The sequence below is a fragment of the Chitinophaga sp. S165 genome, from assembly GCF_003182155.1.
Lineage (GTDB): Bacteria > Bacteroidota > Bacteroidia > Chitinophagales > Chitinophagaceae > Chitinophaga.
In genome coordinates this window covers 339,093-359,395 of sequence record NZ_QGTG01000007.1, presented here as the reverse complement: position 1 = coordinate 359,395, position 20,303 = coordinate 339,093, and the positions used below count along the sequence as shown (strand labels likewise).

Below are 20,303 nucleotides of genomic sequence, written 5' to 3'. Positions count from 1 at the left end.
AATAGATTAGTTATTGGTTAATTCCAGGAATGCGGTTTCCAGGCTCTTTCTGCTCATCTGAAGATGATTGAGCCAGATGCCTTGCTGTGCGCACCAGTTATTGAGATCCGCCAGATCGACCGTTTCATTGAATGTCACCCGCAACAGTCCCTCATTGGAAGGTAGCAATTGCACAAAAGCAGGATGATCCCTTATTATCGTTCCCAGTATGTGATTGTCTGCACTTCCTATTTCAACGAAATTATCCCTGGACATAACGGTATTTACCGGACCGGAGCCCAGTAATTTTCCTTTTCTGAGCACCACCACATGTGTACATACCTTTTCCACTTCATCCAGCAGGTGGCTAGCCATAATGATGGTCTTTCCCGACTTCGCCAGCTCTCTGATCAGGTTCCTGACTTCGGCTATTCCCACAGGGTCCAGTCCATTGGCCGGTTCGTCCAGTATCAGCACTTCCGGATCTCCCAGCATGGCGCTTGCAATTGCCAGCCTTTGTTTCATACCCAGTGAATAGGTCTTAAAAGCGGAATGCTGCCGGGCCGTTAGTCCCGCCAACTCCAGTACCCGGGGGATGTCTGCCTCGCTTTGCTGTTTAATGGCGGCTGCTATCTGCAGATTCCGGTAGCCGGAGAGATAATGGTAGAAGTTCGGCGTTTCCAGCAGCGTACCGATCTTCCGCCTTTGCACGGCTGAAGATGGGGCTCCCATCAGGGTAAAAGTACCTACGTCCGGCATTAGCACGTTGGTTACTATACCCAACAAAGTGGTTTTGCCACTGCCATTCGGCCCGAGTATACCGAATACACTACCCGCAGGGATATCGAATGATATACTTGTCAGGGCGTGTACGGACCCATACATTTTTGAAATGTTCTTAACGGAAAGAATAGTTGACATCAGGTGTTTTAGTTTCTTATTGGTTTCCCTGTTTTGATCACGCTTTGCAGCCTTTCCAAGGTCTTACGCTCTCCCGCCAGACTAAGAAATGCTTCCCGCTCAATATCGAGCAGATATTGCTCGCTTACCAGCGTTGCTTCAGACAGATCACCCCCACTCATTACATAGGCAAGTTTACCTGCTATTTTTGCATCGTGGTCTGATATATAATTTGAGAACCGCATACTATGGATACCCGTCAACATCATACCCAATGCTGTACGGCCCAGTACTTTCACGTCTTTTCTTTCTATCGGGCGGGTATATCCTTCCTCTGCCATCTGTAGTATGCTTCGTTTGGCGTCAGCTATCACACGGCTCTGGTTAAGGCTGATCTCATCATGGCCTTTCCGCAGAATACCCAGATCGAACGCCTCATGAGCAGATGTACTCACTTTGGCCATCGCGATGGTCATAAACCTATCCTTCAGCGGTTCTTCTTCTATGCGGCCTTCCTTGAATTCATCGCTGGCACGCAAAGCCATTTCTTTAGTACCGCCACCACCTGGTATCAGTCCTACACCGAGTTCCACCAACCCGATATAAGATTCGGCTGCTGCCTGTACTTTATCTGCATGCAGGCACATTTCACATCCGCCGCCTAATGTCAGTGCATGAGGCGCTACAATTGTCGGGATAGACGAATAACGAAGACGCATGGTAGTTTTCTGGAACATCCGCACTGCCATATCCAGTTCATCATATTCCTGCTCAGCAGCAAACATGAAGATCATTCCAACGTTAGCCCCTGCTGAGAAATTAGCGCCTTCGTTAGCGAGGATCAGTCCGCGGAAATCCTTCTCCGCCCTGTCAATCGCTTTATTCACACCTTCCAGTACCTCACCGCCTATCGTATTCATTTTCGTTTTCCAGTCGAGCGCTACTACCCCATCGCCTATATCATACAGGTTGCAGGCACTGTTCTTCCAGACTACATTGCCGGAAAGATTCTCCAGGATAACGAAAGTATCTGCACCTGGCAGCAGTTTATATACATGTGTCTTAACGTCGTAGTAATACCGCTTTCCATTCTCCACCTTGTAGAAATGCTTCACTCCTTTATCCAACATTTCTTTTACCCAGGCTGCAACAGTCAATCCCTTTGCTTCTATTGCCTTGATGCCATTTTCAACACCTATTACGTCCCACGATTCAAAGGGCCCTATTTCCCAGCCAAAACCTGCTTTCATAGCGTCATCCACTTTGTAGATATCATCCGCTATTTCCGGGATACGATGAGATATATAAGAGAATAAATGAGCGTGGAACTGCTGATAGAATTGTCCGGCTTTATCCGTCGCGTTGTACAGTGCTGCCAATCGTGGCTTCAGGTCTTCTACCTGTTTAGCTGCTTCAATACTGGCAAATTTTGATTTCTGTCTTGGACCATACTCCATGGTTTCCAGGTTCAGTGTCAGGATCTCCTTACCACCTTCACCTTTGGTCTTTTTGTAGAAGCCCTGACCGGTTTTATCGCCCAGCCATTTATTTTCCACCACTTTCTGCAGAAATGGCGGGATCACAAAAATATCCCTGGCTTCATCCCGCGGACAATTTTCAGCTACTCCTTTTGCCACTTTTACAAGTGTATCGATTCCCACCACATCGGCTGTACGGAAAGTAGCCGATTTAGGCCGTCCGATCACCGGTCCTGTCAGCGTATCTATCTCGTCGATATTCAGCTTCATTTCCTGCATGATATGGAAGATCGCCATGATGGAATATACCCCTACCCTGTTGGCAATAAATGCCGGCGTATCCTTACAGAGTACGGTAGTTTTACCAAGATAGAGATCGCCGTAATGCATCAGGAAGTCAATTATCTCCTGGTCAGTATATGGAGTTGGAATAATTTCCAGTAGGCGCAGATAACGCGGAGGGTTAAAGAAGTGCGTACCGCAGAAATGTTTCTTAAAATCATCACTACGGCCTTCTGCCATCAGGTGAATGGGAATACCTGATGTATTGGAAGTGATAAGCGTACCCGGTTTACGGTACTTTTCCACTTCCGTGAATATAGATTTTTTGATATCAAGGTTCTCTACTACTACTTCAATGATCCAGTCATAGTTAGCGATCTCTTTCATATCATCCGTAAAGTTGCCTGTACGGATCAGTTTTACCACATCCTTATTGTATACAGGCGAAGGGTTTGCCTTCAGGGCAGACTGCAATGCTTCATTTACGATGCGGTTCTTTACGGGTTTACTGTCCAGCGACAGTCCTTTAGCTTTTTCTGTATCAGTTAACTCTTTAGGGGCAATATCCAGTAACAATACCTGAACTCCGACTCCTGCAAAATGAGCTGCTATACGTGAACCCATTACTCCTGAACCTAAAACGGCCACCTTGTTGATGTGTCTTTTCATAGAACGCGTTTTATTAAGCTACAAGCACTGAGGCATTGTAGTGAGTCTTTATGTTAATATCAATAAATGAATATATGATTTTTTAGCAGACTTCCCTCAAAAGGAATAAAAAAACGAACAGGCCGTCTCCGGTGTACGGGACGGCCTGTCAAACAATATAATGGCGCGCTTACTTAAACTGGCTGAAATGCTTTCGCTGTCTGCTGTTTCTTAACAGCTCCTTTTTTGCTCTTCTTTTTACGTCCCAGCCAAACCAGAAGGCCGGTAACCGGTAAACTGGCCCCGATCAGGGCGCCAAAGAAGGCAAGGATCTTTCCGGGTAATCCCAGTATAGACCCAACGTGTATATCGTAGTTCATTCTACGCAGTTTCCCGCCAAAGCCTGCCTCTTCAAAACTTGTGTCGTAAACTTTATTGCCTTTCAGCTGCTCCAGGGTATGCTGGTCAAAAGCATAACTCCTGTTATTATAATATTTACCGACAGTAGGGTAGACAGTGATGTTAATGGCTGCTTTAGGTTTTGAAGTATCCGCAAAGGTGTAATAAAACCCTTCTGCTTCCGGATGTTTACTGAGTACTTTCCCCCATGCCAGGTCCATTGCCTGTTCAGGGGTATATAATTTACCAGCCTGCAAAGAATCAGACTGCGGTCTTTTAAACTCAGGCAGTGTTTGTCCGGCAGAAGTAACCCAGTACAATCCCTGGCTATACCATTTTATGCCATACACCATACCGGTCAGTGCCATTGCCAATACAACCAGCAATGAGTAAAAACCGAGTACATTATGCAGGTCATAGTTCACTCTTTTGAACGAGGCCTTCCACTTGATCTTGAAACTCTGGTCGCGGGTAGCTTTCGTCCACTTCTGTGGCCACCACATTATCATTCCGGTAATAAGGATGATTACAAAAATGAGGGTGCTGTAGTTCACGATGGGTCTTCCTATTTCAACAGGCATCCACAGGAAACGGTGGCCATTCAATATAAAACGGAAAAAATCTGTCTCGCCGGCTTTATGCTCCTGTACACTGATCACCTGACCTGTGTAAGGATTCAATCTCATTACGGTATTACCCTTTCTCCCCTCGCCCAGGCTCAGATAAATAGCCGTTCCCTGCTGGTAGGTAACATAACCGGCTTTTTTATCCGGATATCTTGCCGCTGCTATTGACTTTACCTGATTAGGAGTGATCACGGGTTTATCCTGGCGGGCAACTACTGTTTCGGATTCCGTCAACCGGGTGATCTCATCATGAAATACCCATATGCAGGCGGTAACGCATACAATAAGCATAACGAGGCCAGTGATCAGCCCCAGCCATAAATGCAGCCAGGCCGATATACGGTAGAATAGGCTACGTTTCTTTTTAACAGCTGGCTTCGGCTTCCGGGAGAAAAAATTCATGTTTACGAGATTGAGTACGCGCTATAAGTTGATAGATGTGGCAAAAGTACCCCCTTATAAAGCAAATGGTTTACGCAATCGGGAAATAAAAAACCATGAAAAGGCCATGAAAAAGATCGGATACGAGTAGGTAAAAGTTATACCTTTTCCTACACAATACAACAACGATGACTAAACTGGTATTGCTTCGGCATGGACAAAGCCAATGGAACCTGGAAAACCGTTTCACGGGCTGGACAGATGTAGATCTTTCAGAAGAAGGTATTGCACAGGCCAGGCATGCGGGGAAAATCTTAAAAGAGAATGGCTACTCTTTCGACATCGGGTTCACGTCTGTTTTAAAACGGTCCATTAAAACCATGAACCTCGCACTGGAAGAAATGGACCTTTTATGGATACCCGTGCAGAAGTCATGGCGCCTGAACGAACGCTTTTATGGCGCCTTGCAAGGATTGAACAAAGCGGAAATAGTCACTAAATATGGAGAAGCGCAAGTACATAAATGGCGGAGGGACCCACATGAACATCCACCCGCACTTGACAAAGCTGATCCGCGATATCCAGGCAATGATCCGCGGTATAAAGAACTAACGGAAAGAGAATTACCACTGACTGAAAATCTTAGTGAAACAATGGATAGGGTATTGCCTTACTGGACTGAAACGATCATGAGCGCTGTAAGGAATCATAAGAACGTAATCATTGCTGCACATGGTAATAGCTTACGTGCTTTGATACAGTATGTGGACCACCTGACGGATGATGAAGTAACACAACTGGACATTCCTACTGGAGTGCCGTGGGTGTATGAACTGGATGAGGATTTTAACAGGGTGAGGCATTATTATTTGGAGTAAAACAAACTAATTATTTTTTGTGTAAGCACTTAAAGTAGTAACTTAGATTATTGATTTTGTTAACATTACCAGAAAAACATTAGCTGAGTAAATAATGATTACACTTGATTTAAATTCAGTCTTAAATTCTCAGTACAGGGAAAATAGAGGGTACAAAAAACTACTCTCCTGGCATTTCCTGCTCCGTAGTTTAATACCCATCAGCTGGCCGCTCAAAAAGGCCAATAGAAAGCTGGCAACCATTCTCACAACTTTAAAAGAAACGCATGCCTATCTGATCGAAATGACGCCGGAATTAAAAGGCACAGACCTGCATACTGAAATAAGATCTGCTGAAAAACTACTTGAGTACTTGTACGAACAGCAGGGAGTTTTGGAAGATCATATGAGTCAATCCAGGTTCAGAGCTCTACAACCTTCTCTTGATATTACGTCAGAAATGATACACGTGCTGCATAGCATATCACGTGTATTGCGGAAAAATACACTCAAACAACCATTGACAAAGAGAAGCGAAGAAGCAATTCTTGCTGTTAACCGTTCCAAAAAAACAATGAATAAACTGTATGGCCGTTAACCAACGCGACGTTTACATACTCCCTCATCCTTTCGGAAATAATCACGGCGAACCACACCCACACATTGTTCTCTCGGTACTTGAAGCAAATGAGTATGAGAATACTTTTGTTGCCGTAATGATTACCAGTTCGGCTGTGACCAAGGATGACCTCTCTTTTCCTATAAATGACCGGATGTTTGAGAAACCTTTGGCTAAAAAGGATTGCCACGTCAGAATGCACCTGGTAACAATGGCATTTAAAGAAGATATAGACAGGCCCAAGATCAATACAATGAAAATAGCTGCATTCAAAGAGCTGATGGAAGACATAGGTGATCTGATATTCGATTACGACTTCCAATCCAAATAAAAAGCCCTCCAAAGCATACGCTCTGAAGGACCCTCTATATCTGGAAAAACAATTATCTCACTTCACTACCTGCATCTACCGCAGCATCCGGATTCACGAACACCAGTTTACCTGCTGCGTTTTCCGCCATCAGGATCATTCCCTGGCTTTCAATACCACGCATCTTTCTTGGTGCGAGGTTAGCAACAAGTGTAACTTGTTTACCTACCACTTCTTCCGGTGCAAAATGGGCAGCAATACCTGATACAACAGTACGTTTTTCAGTACCGATATCTACCAGCAGCTTCAGTAGTTTATCTGCTTTAGGTACTTTCTCTGCTTCCAGGATAGTACCAACACGCAAGTCTAATTTAGCGAAATCTTCAAACTGGATCTCTTCCTTTACTTCTTTCGCTTCCGGCGCTGCTGCTTCAGCTGGAGTTACCGGCTTAACCAGGCCTGCATGCAGTTTATCGATCTGCTCCTGTATCTTAACATCGTCAATTTTAGTGAACAGATATTCCGGCGGACGCAGAGAATAACCTACGCTCACCAGTTTCAGACTACCTGCATTTTCCCACTCCAGCATACGGTCTACCACTTTCAGCATATGACAGATCTTCTTTGCCGTAAATGGTAAGAATGGATTCGCAAGGATAGCCAGGTTAGCAGTCAGCTGTAAACAAAGATGCAGACAGTTGTCGATCAGCTTCTGATTTTCTTCCGCGTTCTTTGCCAGTATCCATGGTTCTTTTTCCTGCAGATACCTGTTACCCTGACGGGATACTTCGATCACTTCGGCCAGCGCCTCACGGAGACGGAAGTTCTCGATAGAATCTTCTATCTTCTGTTTTGAAGCAAGTAAGTTGGTCAATACGGCATCGTCTTTCTCATCCTTTACTTCAGGATGGAAAGCAGGCACTTTACCTCCACACAGCTTGTGCATCAATACCATAGTACGGTGCACGAAATTGCTGAAGATGTCCACCAGCTCACTGTTGTTACGCTGCTGGAAGTCTTTCCAGGTAAAGTCGTTATCCTTTGTTTCAGGAGCAGTGCTGGTTAACACATAACGCAGTACATCCTGCTGATCAGGGAAGTCTTTTACATAGTCGTGTACCCACACTGCCCAGTTACGGGATGTCGACACTTTATCTCCTTCAATGTTCAGGAATTCATTGGCCGGAACGTTTTCAGGCAATACAAAACCACCATGCGCCTTGAGCATCGCCGGGAAGATGATACAGTGGAACACGATATTATCCTTACCGATGAAGTGTACCAGTTTGGTATCTTCTTTACACCAGTAATCCGCCCAGTTCTCCGTCAGTTCTTTAGTAGCGGAAATATATCCGATAGGCGCATCGAACCATACGTACAACACTTTTCCTTCTGCGTCAGGCAGTGGCACTTTAATACCCCAGTTGCTGTCGCGGGTCATCGCCCTGCTTTGCAGACCGCTATCCAGCCAGCTTTTACACTGACCGTACACGTTGTTTTTCCACTCTTTATGACCTTCCAGGATCCACTCCTTCAGGAATGGCTCATAGTTCTGTAAAGGCATATACCAGTGCTTTGTCTGTCTTTTGACAGGCACGGCGTTACTGAGAGTAGAACGCGGATTGATCAGTTCATCCGGACTAAGGGAAGAACCGCATTTCTCACACTGGTCGCCATATGCATTGGGGTTGCCACATTTAGGGCAGGTACCGGTGATATAACGGTCGGCCAGGAATACGCCTGCTGTTTCATCGTAGAACTGTTCGGTCACTTTCTCTTCGAACAGGCCTTTATCGTACATCGTTTTGAAGAAGGCCGCTGAAGTTTCATGATGTACCTGTTTAGTGGTACGGGAGAAAATATCGAAAGAGATACCCATGTCTGTAAAGCTGTCATAGATGATCTTATGATATTTATCTACTATATCCTGAGGAGTAACACCTTCTTTCATCGCTTTGATGGTGATAGGTACTCCATGTTCGTCTGTTCCTCCTACGAACTTTACATCCGCCTTTTTAGCACGCAGGTAGCGCACATATATGTCGGCGGGAATATAACAGCCGGCCAGGTGTCCGATGTGGACCGGACCATTGGCATAAGGCAATGCCGCTGTTATTAGATATCTGTTAAATTTTCCCATGTTCGCTTAAAGAATGCTTAAATAATCGAAATTCTGTTTTTGGTTTTGGAAGAGCGAAAAGTATTTATCAACTTAGCCCTATCGGGATTGGGATTTCGCCCCCAAATAGTCAGCAAAGGTAATTAAAGCATAGAACAATGAGAATTCCGCCATACCTCAAAAAAGGTGATCTTATAGGCATCACCTGCAGCAGTAGTAAAATGGAGCAGCAGGCAGCAGAATACGCCGCTGGAGTGATCAGTTCCTGGGGTTACCAGGTACACCTGGGCATCACGGTAGGCACCAGTTTCCATAATTTTTCCGCTCCGGATGAGCTGCGGCTGGAAGAGCTGCAGGACATGCTGGACGATCCGGATATTAAGGCCATTATCTTTGGTCGTGGTGGTTATGGCATGGTGTGCATCCTGGACGACCTGGATTTCAAGCAGTTCCGTAAACATCCGAAATGGATCTGCGGGTACAGCGACATCACGGCGCTCCATACACACATTCACAACCAATACGGCATTCCAACTATTCACTCCATGATGTGCAGCGGTATCAGGCCGGAAACAGTGGAAAATGAATATGTTGACAGTCTCCGCCTGGCGCTGAAAGGTACCCCTTACCGCTATACCAGTGCGCCGCATGAACTGAACCGTACTGGCAAGGCCACCGGTAAACTGATCGGCGGGAACCTTTCCCTGTTAGCAAACCTGTCAGGTACTGATTCACAGCCGGATACGAAAGGAAAGATCCTTTTCCTGGAAGATATCGGCGAGTACCGGTACAACGTTGACCGTATGATGTACAACCTGAAAAGGGCCGGATGGCTGGAAGACCTCGCCGGACTGGTAATAGGGTCGTTTACAGATGGTAAAGAGACTGAAACGCCTTTTGGTCAGACTGAATACGAGATCATCAGGAATATCGTGCAGGATTACGACTACCCGGTTTGTTTTGGTTTCCCGGTAGGTCATACGCACGAGAACTATTCCCTGAAAATAGGGCTATCGCATGAACTGCATGTTACTGCCAGACAGGGTAAATTACTGCAACGCGATATCTAAGGCCTTGCCATACGCCGGATAGTTGTCCAGGTTATTATGATCAGCGCCCGGGATGGGAATAAACTTGTCTCCCGGTTTCAGGAATCTCTCCAGTTTTTTACCAGATGTCAGCGGTATTGTGTGATCGTCCGTTCCATGGATGATCACAATGGGAGCTGTTACTTTAGGCAGATATTCATCTGTAGGGAATTTGTACTCCAGCATATAACCATACGGGTAGATGGGCGCCATCCGCATAGCCATATCAGTCATGTTATAATACGGCGCTTCCAGCACCAGTCTCTTACAATCCCTGACAGTGGCCAGTTGTGCAGCCACACCTGTCCCCAGTGATCTTCCGTAAAGAAGAATACTATCCGGCGGAAAGAATTTCCTGGCCACTCTGTACATCTCCAATGCATTAGCATATATAGCGGCTTCCGTTAAAGGGCCTGTAGATTTCCCATAACCGGGATAATCCATCATCAGCACACTATAGCCATGATCAATAAAGTGTTTCGCCTTACTCGCGTATTTGGAGATATTCCTCGCATTGCCATGGAAGTACACAACCATCCCTTTAGGGGCATCTGCCTTGAATAACACTGCGCTCAACGTCGCTTTATCATTGAGACGGATACGCATTTCCTCAAATGGAATATCGTATTTGAAAGTATAGTCTGCAGACAGCGGTTCAGGATGGAAGATCAACTTCTTCTGCAGGAAATACAATACAACGCCACCTATCAGATAGATGGCAAGTATCCAGGAAAGTATGGGGCGTAATTTCAGTTTTCGGAACATGCGTTACATTTAATCTTCAATATCAGGCACGAGGTCCAGACCATAGTCGTCGGCAGTTAACACGCCTTTCGCCCTTGTATCTGCCAGTATCGCAGCATTAGGAGTCAGCGTGCTTACCCCATAGGTATTATGCAGGAAATTCATGCTATAAAACTTATTCGCCAGTCCATCAGGAACACCGGCAATAAACTTCAACACTTCATTTACGATCATCATTCCTGTAGCGCCATGTGTTACACCGATAGCACCGGCATCGAAATTACGATGGTCATCTATCAGCTCCATTGCACAACGATAAGAGGCAGCAGCATCTCCGCTTACAGGGGCGATATTAAAACCTGCCCACCAGGATACCCAGTTATGTACTTCGCCTACCACAAAAGGCTTACCCTGCGATATACATGCGTCATTGATCACAAGATGCGTAGCAGCATGTTGAGAACAGTCAATAACAAGGTCCATACCTTCCAGCAGCTGTTTTATATTATCTGGTTTTACCTGTAACAGTAAAGGATAATGTTTGGTAAAGGGGTTGCTGGCCCACAGACGGCTGGCGGCCATCTTCGCTTTATGTTTGCGCTGGTCCTGCATCAGGTACAGCGGTTGTCTGTGCATATCTTCATCATTGATCACACCATAATCGGCAATGCCGATCACACCAACACCGCTGGCGCTTAAATACTGGATCACCGGAGATCCGAGTCCGCCGGCGCCAACTACCAGTATACGTGTTTCCTTCAGCTTTTCCTGCATTGCTACTCCCATACCAGGAACGGCAATAGGATGTTTAAAATGCGCTAGTTCTTTTTCAATTAATGCCATAACTAATCTATTGAAAAATCAGGAATGAAATATTGATCATCAGCAATCGCATTGTTCAATTCCTGATGATCAATTTTATTTTCTGATCGTTTATTTATTCTTGTGGAAACTCCATTGTAAACTTGCTACCCTTTCCTACTGCGCTCTCCACTTTGATCTTACCCTTATGGGCATCGACGATAGCTTTCACATAACTTAGTCCCAATCCGAATCCTTTCACATTATGCACATTACCTGTATGTGCACGATAGAATTTTTCAAAGATACGGGAAATCGTATCACGGCTCATACCGATACCGTTATCAGCGATTGTAATAACGAGGCTCTTGCGTGTGCTATATGTGGAGATCACCACTTCCAGGTGCTCTTTGGAATACTTGATAGCGTTATCAAGCAGGTTGAATATAACGTTGGAGAAATGCACATCATCTGCCATGATAATAGGATTGATAGCATCCAGGCGAAGCTCTACCTGTCCTTGTTTAGAAGCCAGCTGCAACTGCAGGTTCTCTACTGTGTGAGATATCACATCATGTACATCAGTGACCTGCAGATTCAGTGATATTTCATTTTTCTCCAGCAAAGCAGATTGCAGGATACTCTCTACCTGCTTATTCATGCGTTTGTTCTCTTCCTTGATAATGCCGGAGAAGTAGCGGATCTTTTCTTTATTGTCCATGACCTTTTCATTGCCGATCGCATCGATGGCAAGCGAGATAGTAGCCAATGGCGTTTTCAGTTCATGGGTCATGTTATTGATGAAGTCAGATTTGATCTCGGAGATCTTCTTCTGATTCAGCATTGTACGGATCGTTAGGATGAATGCTGTAATAATGACCGCAGTGAATAACAGACCACCTGCCATCATCCTTCCCAGTGATAATAACAACAGGAAATTATTCTTCGGTTGTACAACCAGTAATGTCTCGGTTTCGCCTGTGGCATATTCGAAACTGTTCAATAGCGGGATATACTGGAATAAATAATCCATACTATCCCTTCCGGCGCTTTCCACCATGCGGGTAAAGCCACTGGACTGCATCTTAACACCGTTACTGTTACCAAAATATCCTTTTCCGAGAATGGCAAATTCAAACGTAGTGTCCAGATGTTCTTTGCGAAGCCCGCCAGATATCAGTTTCTGCACTTCATCTATCGTAAAGCGGTCACTTACATTTACATTCAGGTCTATCGTATTGGTTATCTCATATTTATCGATAGCCAGCCCTTTGTCGGTAGGCCTGATGTGTGCACCATCCACTTTAAAACGCATAGGAGGAGCTTTACGTGCAAGCATCTGTTCACGCACGTTATTCATAACCTCTACGGCCTTTTGTTCCATCTGTTCACGCCGAACAATAGAGGCGTTATATATCCAGTTTACCTGTATCCAGATGATACCCAGTAACGACAGGGTAATTAACACCACAATAATGGGAAATACTTTCTTCAATGGTACCATGCTACATCGATAGTAAGGCGCACAAGATACTCACAAACCCTGAGGGTACCAGCACCGGAACTGTTAAAAATCATTATTTGCTATAGCAACGTTAATACAAAATTAATCTCTCTAAACCGTTAACTGTATTCACTTTAGCAATAAAACATCACTTTAACGTAATTTTAACTGGGAAATAATACTTGTAATTCCCCAATCTTCTGTACATTTGCCTTATCAAACTGGTACTAAATTTGATGTACTGGTTTATACAAACTAGCAATTTTTAAATTTCTACATACATCGACATGGATTCGTTTCCATAAGCGATTTAGATTTTGGTTGATAAAATGGTAAGGAGGCTTTCTAGCCTCCTTTTACTTTTTATACCGCTCTCTCCAAGCTTTCCCTGCTCACTTAAATAATAGATGATTCTGGCAAGTAAATCTGGAATAAATACTATTATACTTGCTTTCAATTAGTTAAATTTGGTTAGTGATAAAATTGTTTGTGTTATGGTTTCTTTAGCGCCTGGGATATTGTTGATAGCGGACCCTTTTCTTAAAGATCAGAACTTTGCCCGCACCGTTGTATTACTATGCGAACATCAGGAAAACAAAGGCAGTTTTGGTTTTGTGATCAACAAGCTGTTTGACCAACAGTTAAGTGACCTTGTACCCGAAGTACTTGTAAACGATATTAAAATTTACTACGGAGGTCCGGTACAGATAGATACCATCCATTTCATACATCAGCAGCCGGAGCTGATCAGAGGCGGCTTTGAAATTCAGCACGGAGTGTATTGGGGTGGAGAGTTTGATCAGGTAGTATCATTGATCAATAACGGCCAGCTGGACTTAAACAAGATCAAATTCTTTATTGGCTATTCCGGTTGGAGTGGCGGACAGCTTGAAAATGAGCTGAATGAAAAGTCATGGATCCTGTCAGAAAGTAATGTGCCGATCATATTTGAAGAAAAGGAACAAAATATATGGCAGCAGGCTTTGAAGAACCTGGGCAGTAACTTTGCCATCATGGCCAATTTCCCGATAGATCCACTGTTGAATTAACAACGTATATCCTCCTCCGTATGCCGGTAAACCAGCATTAATACCACTTGTGGAAAAAAAAGTTAAAAAAATTATTATAGGCCTACACTTTGAGCCACAATGACTAACGTCTGTGGGTGCATTACCATTGTCATCCCCCCTTGTCCCAAACGAGGATATTTAAAAAAAATCAAATATCTTGCTTAAGCAAAAAAGTAATGTAGTCAGAGCATTCTGTTGTTTGTAAACCTGCTATAGGACACCGTAGGGAAGGGAACTAATATAAGCCGAAACGAATACAATACCTATGAAGGACAAACCAGATCACGTTTACACCTTCCTGGATATATAACAAAAATCTAAAACAATTGACATAAGTAGTGACCCTTTTTTCAATGGGTCCGGACTTTGTTTTTAAACGGTTTAAGCAATAAAATCATTCAAGAGACATAAAATATTCATTTTCATAGGAACAGGCCCTAGTGCCGCAGCAGAATTCATTTTCTGCGCAGCCTGGACCTGATTTGTGCAACGCCCTGGCCAGTAATCTTGCTGCGCCCCTAAACAGGGTTATTTATTAATTAGATTGGAATAGTTAGGACAAAAAGAAAGGCCGGGTAATCCTACCCGGCCTGTTTCTTTTTACAACGAAATATTTATTTCACTTCCGCACCTTCTACAAGCACAGTCGCTTTATTTCTGTATACTTCAACAAAACCACCTTCTATGTTATAGAATTCGCTCTGTGACTTATCTTTCAGCACCTTCATCCTGCCTTTACCCAGGGCAGCGATCAACGGTGCGTGCCTGTCCAGCACTTCAAAGAGACCGTCAATGCCTGGCAGCTGTACACCATACACTTCGCCGGAATACAGTTTTCTTTCAGGTGTTAATACTTCTAATAACATATTAAAAGTTAAGGGTGAAAAATATTAGTTTTTAGCTGCTTCCAGCAGTTTCTTACCTTTCTCGATAGCTGCGTCGATGTTACCTACCAGGTTGAATGCTGCTTCAGGATACTCATCTACTTCACCGTCCATGATCATGTTGAAACCACGGATAGTTTCTTCGATAGGTACCAGTACACCTTTCAGACCAGTGAACTGTTCTGCTACGTGGAATGGCTGAGACAGGAAACGCTGTACACGACGTGCACGGGATACTGTCAGTTTATCTTCGTCGCTCAGTTCATCCATACCCAGGATCGCGATGATGTCCTGCAGTTCTTTATAACGCTGAAGGATCATTTTCACTCTCTGAGCACAGTTGTAATGCGCTTCACCTACGATGTTCGGAGACAGGATGCGGGAAGTTGAATCCAGCGGGCTCACAGCAGGGTAGATACCAAGGTCGGAGATCTTACGATCCAGTACCGTAGTAGCATCCAGGTGGGCGAATGTTGTAGCCGGAGCAGGGTCAGTCAAGTCATCCGCAGGTACGTAAACGGCCTGTACGGAAGTGATTGAACCATTTTTGGTAGAAGTGATACGCTCCTGCATCAGACCCATCTCTGTAGCCAGTGTAGGCTGATAACCCACCGCAGAAGGCATACGGCCTAACAGCGCGGATACTTCAGAACCTGCCTGGGTGAAACGGAAGATGTTGTCAACGAAGAACAGGATATCCTTACCACCACCTGCAGTACCATCTCCATCACGGAAATATTCTGCCATTGTCAGACCAGATAAAGCCACACGAGCACGTGCGCCAGGAGGTTCGTTCATCTGACCGAAGATGAAGGTAGCCTGAGATTTCTTCAGTTCTTCCTTGTCTACTGCTGTAAGATCCCATCCGCCATGTTCCATGGACTCCAGGAATTTACCACCATATTTTACGATACCTGCTTCGATCATTTCACGCATCAGGTCATTACCCTCACGTGTACGCTCACCCACACCAGCGAATACGGACAAACCTTCGTAACCTTTCGCGATGTTGTTGATCAGTTCCTGGATCAATACGGTTTTACCCACACCAGCACCACCAAACAGACCGATCTTACCACCTTTTGCATAAGGCTCGATCAGGTCGATCACTTTAATACCGGTGAACAGTACTTCTGTATCTGTTGCCAGATCTTCGAATTTAGGCGGCTTACGGTGAATAGGATAACCATTGCTGCTGTCTACATCACCCAAGCCATCAATAGCCTCACCTACCACGTTGAACAAGCGGCCTTTGATGCCATCGCCCACTGGCATTTTAATTGGAGTACCCTTGTCGGTAACTGCCATTCCCCTCACAAAACCATCTGTAGAGTCCATTGCTACGCAACGAACGCTGTCTTCACCAAGGTGCTGCTGTACTTCCAGCACTACCTTCTGACCATTTTCGCGGGTAATTTCCAGTGCGTTGTAGATTTCGGGCAACTTTCCATCAAAGTGGACGTCCACCACGGGACCGATAATTTGCTTGATCTTACCTGTGTTAGGCATATTTTTAAGAGGTTTATAAATGCTTAAAATGAGCGGTTTATTAAATTTGGCGCAAAGGTAATTGTTAATAGGGGAAATTCAAAAAATAGTAAAGCCTACCATGGACGATCATCCACAGACTTTAATTATCAATTGTAAGTCAATTAGTTCTTAAAGTGTTAGGCGAAGAATGTATTCTGCAAGATAGCGTTTTTAACTTATACACGACCACCACTCATCGATAGATAATATTTTTTTATTATAAGCGATTCATGATATTAGAAATACCACTAATGGTTAGCCGTACTAACTGCCTCATCCCTCTCCCACTCATCTTCCTCCCATATCAGTCCCGGCTTTTCACTAACATTTTTTTAACGGTTTTTGTGAAGGATTTGCTAAAAAAACGCCCTACCAAACTGATCAAACCCTCTGTAGACAAGGAATCAGGGTTTCAGGCACAGATATTGATTTATTTGAGTCAAGCTAACAATCTGACACCGTTACATCAAAATAGATAGATGCGCAGGCCAGCTTTCAGCCTTAACAATTGATCAACTGTTATCATACCACGCATTCTTCACAATTAAAACTTACGGTCTTCTAGAACTAATCGCTATACAAACTTCGTTTCGGGACAAATTATAAGTTGCCACACCCTTTTTAAAACAATCAGATATGAAAAACATAAAACATTATATCACCCTCTCTGTAGTTGCTGTTTTAATGGCTGTTACGGGCGTATCATGCGCCACTTCGCGGTCAGCCCCACAGCAGGCACAGGTTTCTATATCAGGCTTCTACGATGCCCTGAGCCCATACGGCCGCTGGACCAGCTATGGTAGCTACGGTCAGGTATGGATCCCTAACGCAGGTCCTGACTTCCAACCTTACTCCACCGCCGGTCACTGGGTATATTCCGACTACGGCTGGACATGGGTTTCCGATTATGACTGGGGATGGGCCCCCTTCCACTACGGCCGCTGGGCTTTCGATGATGCCTATGGCTGGATGTGGGTACCAGGCACCGAATGGGGACCTGCATGGGTAAGTTGGAGGAACAGCCCCGACTATTACGGATGGGCGCCTTTAGGACCGGGTATGACAATAGGCGTAAGCTTCAATATCCCTGTCGGATACTGGTCTTTCGTACCTTGTCAGTACATCACCAGCCCTTACGTACACCGGTATTATGTGGATAGAGGCAGACGTGTAAATGTGTATAACAATACCACCATCATCAACAATACGACTATCATCAATAACCGGACATACTACCGTGGCCCTGCTACCCGTGACGTGGAACGTTACACCCGTAACGAGATCCGTCCGGTACGTGTAGTGAGCGATAACCGTCCCGGTCGTGCAACTGTTGACCGTGACCAGGTAAGGATGTACCGCCCGCAGGCATCTTCATTACGTCCTTCACGTTCAGGTAACGCAATTACCAACGGCGGCCGTGATAATAACGACAGGAACAATTCCGACAGACCTAATACTCCCGGCAGAACAGTACGTGTAGACAGGAATAATGATGGTCGTCCGGATAACGTCATAGACAGGAACAACGACGGCAGGGCTGATAATACCCTGCCAGGCAGAACGATAGACAGGGGTATCACCCGTCCTGGCAACATTCCGGACAGAAGCAACAACAATGTTCCAGACAGGAATAACAGCAATGTTCCCGGTAGGATTAATGATCCCCGTACTAACAGACCGGACTTTGACAGGAATAATGATGGCCGCCCGGACAATAACGTAAGGCCTTCAAATCCGGCTACCAGACCGGTTACGCCGGCACCGTCTGCACCTGTAACCAGACCTGCCACACCGGCACCGTCTGCACCAGTTACAAGACCGGCTACGCCACCGTCATCAGCTAATCCGGTTAACAATAATCCAAGACCTGACCGTGTCAATATGCCAGCGCCTCGTCCGATGACGCCGACTCCGGCCCCTGGTCCGACCAGCAGGCCGCCACAACCGCAGATGCAGCGTCCGCAGCCACAGGCTCAACCTCGTCAGGCAATGCCACAGCCACGTCAGATGCAGCCGGCGCCACGTCCTCAGATGCAACCGCAACCGAGGCAACAGCAACAGGCAGCTCCTCAACGTTCCGCTCCGGCTACCCGTGGTGAACGAGGCAACAGAGGGTAACGGCTTAACTAGCAGCCATAGACTTCAAGATAAATTTCACTATTGATTTTTGTGAAGGTATGTTCCTCCGGGGACATACCTTTTTGCATTAACAGCATGTTAAGCGGCGCCCCTCCCACCTGGTAAGGAGGCTGCAGATAGGGATATGCATAAGCTTTAAAGCCCAGTCCTTCATAAAACCTGATACGCCTTACCGCATCATCAGAATGCGGTGGCTCTACTTCCAGCACGATACGTGGATACTTCTGTTCCATCAATCGCATTACTCGACTACCGATTCCACTACCCCTCATTTCCAGCGCTATAGCAAAATGTTCTACGAACACAAAATCAGTCAGCTGCCAGTAAAACACGAAACCGGCATATACCTCATCATTCTCAAGCAATGCCAGCCGCAATGCGCCATTATTCAGCAACAATTGCTGTGCTGGCAGATTACGCCTTTCTTCGTGCGGAAATGCCTGCTCGTATAGCGCTGCAACATTATCCGGTATGGTTACCGGGGATATTAAATTCCGAATCGTTAACATCCACGCAAAGGTAATTCAAGTAATGCTGTACCGGGCTGGTTTTATCAGCTTCGGATGGGACATAACCTGCGGCGTTACTTCCAATCTTACGCCTAATGCTGACTGACGGCATAAACAGCCTTCTGAACCGGTATAAAATGCTTCCTGATAGTACCTGATCTTTCTAATAACTCATAAACAACTCATAGTTTTCCCGTATATGTCCCATATATATCCCATACCTCTTAAATATGGGATATATATGGGACATATATGGGACATCTCTGATAACAGGCTATGGTAGCGACTCCACAGCACTAAATTTAAATACTTACTTTATAAGACATTAATAGTAAGTCCATATTAGTTTACATATGATCTATATACGATCATAGAAAGTTGTAAATGACCATTTTGCGGTGTATACTTTTGAGGAAAGAAAGGTAGCAATGACCATTATGAAGCAGCGGCGGGGCCAGATGGAGACTGCGGGCCTTCGCCCATTTGAGAGCCCGAAACGTTTGATAGGGGTTACATAGCGCTCAAACAGCCCAAACGTTTGATAAAGCCTGATAGCAGGCCTCGAAAAGGGGCATCAGCCCGCAGTCCCATACTGGTACCGCCGCGTATCGCCCACTCATGAAGCATTGCGACTAGTATATTCAAGAAAGACAAAATGACATAAAGCTCTACCAAGTGCCTGTTTCAGCAATACCGCTTCTTCGACGCTTCTTCGATGCTTCTTCGACGCTTCTTCGATGCTTCTTCGACGCTTCTTCGATGCTTCTTCGACGCTTGTTTGACAAGGCCTTAAACTGTGACATTATTACAGCTTACTACTGAGGAGTACACAAATAAGGATCGGGATTACCGGGAGCAGTCGGTTTGTTTGCAGACCAGCAGAAGTTCATTGGCTGGCTGGTAATACTGAGAAGCTTTATAGCGACCTTCTGCCCTTTACGGCTGGAAGATGCATCAACGGATTTTGAGCCCTTTGCAGGCACGTCATTGATGGTATATTGCTCGGTTTTGAAGACTTCGCCACTTCCCCGCATATAGTCAACAGAGACTACGACGTTATCCAGCGGATACTCAGATTGATTCCGTACAATGACCTGTAAGTCTTTGATACCTCCAAGAAAGCCCGTGCGGTAATCGCTGGTAGTTACAGCAATGAACTGTTTCCAGTTACGACGATAATACGTACGTCTTTCGACAAACGTACCTTCAGTACGTTCACGCACTTCGCTCCTGTCGGCAATCTGACGGGCCGTATTACTGTTTACATCAAGCGAGTGCCTGAGATCACGGTTCTCGTTCAATAACCGCTCATTTTCTGATAGTACCTGCTTTACACGTTTCTGCTGCCTGGAATAACTCAGGGCAAGGAAGATGATCAGAAAGATAATTATAACGGTGTAACCTGCATGTCGCTTCATATCAAGCGAGTAGAAAAA

The 20,303-nt window shown here is 45.2% G+C and carries 17 protein-coding genes; 6 read left to right on the top strand and 11 right to left on the bottom strand.

The annotated features are described in order from the left end of the window. Positions 1–6: 6 nt before the first annotated feature. The 3 genes from C7475_RS24695 to C7475_RS24685 form a co-directional block, all read right to left on the bottom strand. Positions 7–900 carry an ABC transporter ATP-binding protein gene (locus tag C7475_RS24695; protein ID WP_110056080.1) on the bottom strand — a complete coding sequence of 298 codons (894 nt, stop codon included), beginning with the start codon at positions 898–900 and terminating at the stop codon, positions 7–9. 8 nt (positions 901–908) lie between these two features. After that, complete coding sequence (locus C7475_RS24690) at positions 909–3,308, bottom strand: 3-hydroxyacyl-CoA dehydrogenase/enoyl-CoA hydratase family protein (RefSeq protein ID WP_110056079.1); 2,400 nt, start codon at positions 3,306–3,308, stop codon at positions 909–911. A 173-nt stretch (positions 3,309–3,481) separates the two neighbouring features. Then, a complete protein-coding gene (locus C7475_RS24685) occupies positions 3,482–4,714 on the bottom strand; it encodes a PepSY domain-containing protein (protein WP_110056078.1) in 1,233 nt (410 codons plus the stop codon). 167 nt (positions 4,715–4,881) lie between these two features. Between C7475_RS24685 and gpmA the strand changes: the two genes are divergently transcribed. The 3 genes from gpmA (at position 4,882) to C7475_RS24670 (ending at position 6,500) form a co-directional block, all read left to right on the top strand. Further along, positions 4,882–5,571 carry a 2,3-diphosphoglycerate-dependent phosphoglycerate mutase gene (gpmA, locus tag C7475_RS24680; RefSeq protein ID WP_110056077.1) on the top strand — a complete coding sequence of 230 codons (690 nt, stop codon included), beginning with the start codon at positions 4,882–4,884 and terminating at the stop codon, positions 5,569–5,571. Between the two features lie 94 nt (positions 5,572–5,665). Beyond that, positions 5,666–6,148, top strand: coding sequence for a hypothetical protein (locus C7475_RS24675; protein ID WP_110056076.1), 483 nt, complete (start codon positions 5,666–5,668; stop codon positions 6,146–6,148). Further along, complete coding sequence (locus C7475_RS24670) at positions 6,138–6,500, top strand: type II toxin-antitoxin system PemK/MazF family toxin (protein ID WP_110056075.1); 363 nt, start codon at positions 6,138–6,140, stop codon at positions 6,498–6,500. Before C7475_RS24675 ends, C7475_RS24670 begins: the two co-directional genes overlap by 11 nt. Positions 6,501–6,552: 52 nt before the next feature. Here the strand turns inward: C7475_RS24670 and metG are convergent, their stop codons facing one another. Beyond that, positions 6,553–8,619, bottom strand: a complete 2,067-nt coding sequence (metG, locus tag C7475_RS24665; protein ID WP_110056074.1) for a methionine--tRNA ligase — start codon at positions 8,617–8,619, stop codon at positions 6,553–6,555. A 137-nt stretch (positions 8,620–8,756) separates the two neighbouring features. On the opposite strand from metG, the gene C7475_RS24660 reads away from it, so the two are divergent. Beyond that, positions 8,757–9,668: an LD-carboxypeptidase gene (locus C7475_RS24660; protein WP_110056073.1), complete on the top strand. Its 912-nt coding sequence runs from the start codon at positions 8,757–8,759 to the stop codon at positions 9,666–9,668. On the opposite strand, the gene C7475_RS24655 is transcribed toward C7475_RS24660, so the two are convergent. The 3 genes from C7475_RS24655 to C7475_RS24645 form a co-directional block, all read right to left on the bottom strand. Next, positions 9,648–10,451, bottom strand: a complete 804-nt coding sequence (locus C7475_RS24655) for an alpha/beta hydrolase (protein WP_110056072.1) — start codon at positions 10,449–10,451, stop codon at positions 9,648–9,650. The genes C7475_RS24660 and C7475_RS24655 overlap by 21 nt on opposite strands. A 9-nt stretch (positions 10,452–10,460) precedes the next feature. Further along, the gene (locus tag C7475_RS24650; protein ID WP_110056071.1) at positions 10,461–11,273 is read right to left on the bottom strand and encodes a HesA/MoeB/ThiF family protein; all 813 of its coding nucleotides are present in this window, start codon (positions 11,271–11,273) and stop codon (positions 10,461–10,463) included. A gap of 94 nt (positions 11,274–11,367) precedes the next feature. Next, positions 11,368–12,735 (bottom strand): sensor histidine kinase KdpD, encoded by a 1,368-nt coding sequence (locus C7475_RS24645; RefSeq protein ID WP_233259952.1) that lies wholly within the window; start codon positions 12,733–12,735, stop codon positions 11,368–11,370. A gap of 494 nt (positions 12,736–13,229) precedes the next feature. Between C7475_RS24645 and C7475_RS24640 the strand changes: the two genes are divergently transcribed. Then, entirely contained in the window at positions 13,230–13,784 is a 555-nt protein-coding gene (locus C7475_RS24640) for a YqgE/AlgH family protein (RefSeq protein ID WP_110056070.1), read from the top strand. Between the two features lie 635 nt (positions 13,785–14,419). Here C7475_RS24640 and atpC read toward each other — a convergent pair. Then, positions 14,420–14,671 (bottom strand): ATP synthase F1 subunit epsilon, encoded by a 252-nt coding sequence (atpC, locus tag C7475_RS24635; protein ID WP_110056069.1) that lies wholly within the window; start codon positions 14,669–14,671, stop codon positions 14,420–14,422. Between the two features lie 24 nt (positions 14,672–14,695). Then, a complete protein-coding gene (gene atpD / locus C7475_RS24630) occupies positions 14,696–16,198 on the bottom strand; it encodes a F0F1 ATP synthase subunit beta (RefSeq protein ID WP_110056068.1) in 1,503 nt (500 codons plus the stop codon). 657 nt (positions 16,199–16,855) lie between these two features. Between atpD and C7475_RS24625 the strand changes: the two genes are divergently transcribed. Further along, on the top strand, positions 16,856–18,337 hold the full coding sequence (locus C7475_RS24625) for a DUF6600 domain-containing protein (RefSeq protein ID WP_110056067.1): 1,482 nt from the start codon (positions 16,856–16,858) through the stop codon (positions 18,335–18,337). A gap of 8 nt (positions 18,338–18,345) precedes the next feature. On the opposite strand, the gene C7475_RS24620 is transcribed toward C7475_RS24625, so the two are convergent. Continuing rightward, positions 18,346–18,867 carry a GNAT family N-acetyltransferase gene (locus C7475_RS24620; RefSeq protein ID WP_110056066.1) on the bottom strand — a complete coding sequence of 174 codons (522 nt, stop codon included), beginning with the start codon at positions 18,865–18,867 and terminating at the stop codon, positions 18,346–18,348. An 815-nt stretch (positions 18,868–19,682) separates the two neighbouring features. Beyond that, the gene (locus C7475_RS24615) at positions 19,683–20,285 is read right to left on the bottom strand and encodes a hypothetical protein (protein ID WP_110056065.1); all 603 of its coding nucleotides are present in this window, start codon (positions 20,283–20,285) and stop codon (positions 19,683–19,685) included. Positions 20,286–20,303: the final 18 nt, after the last annotated feature.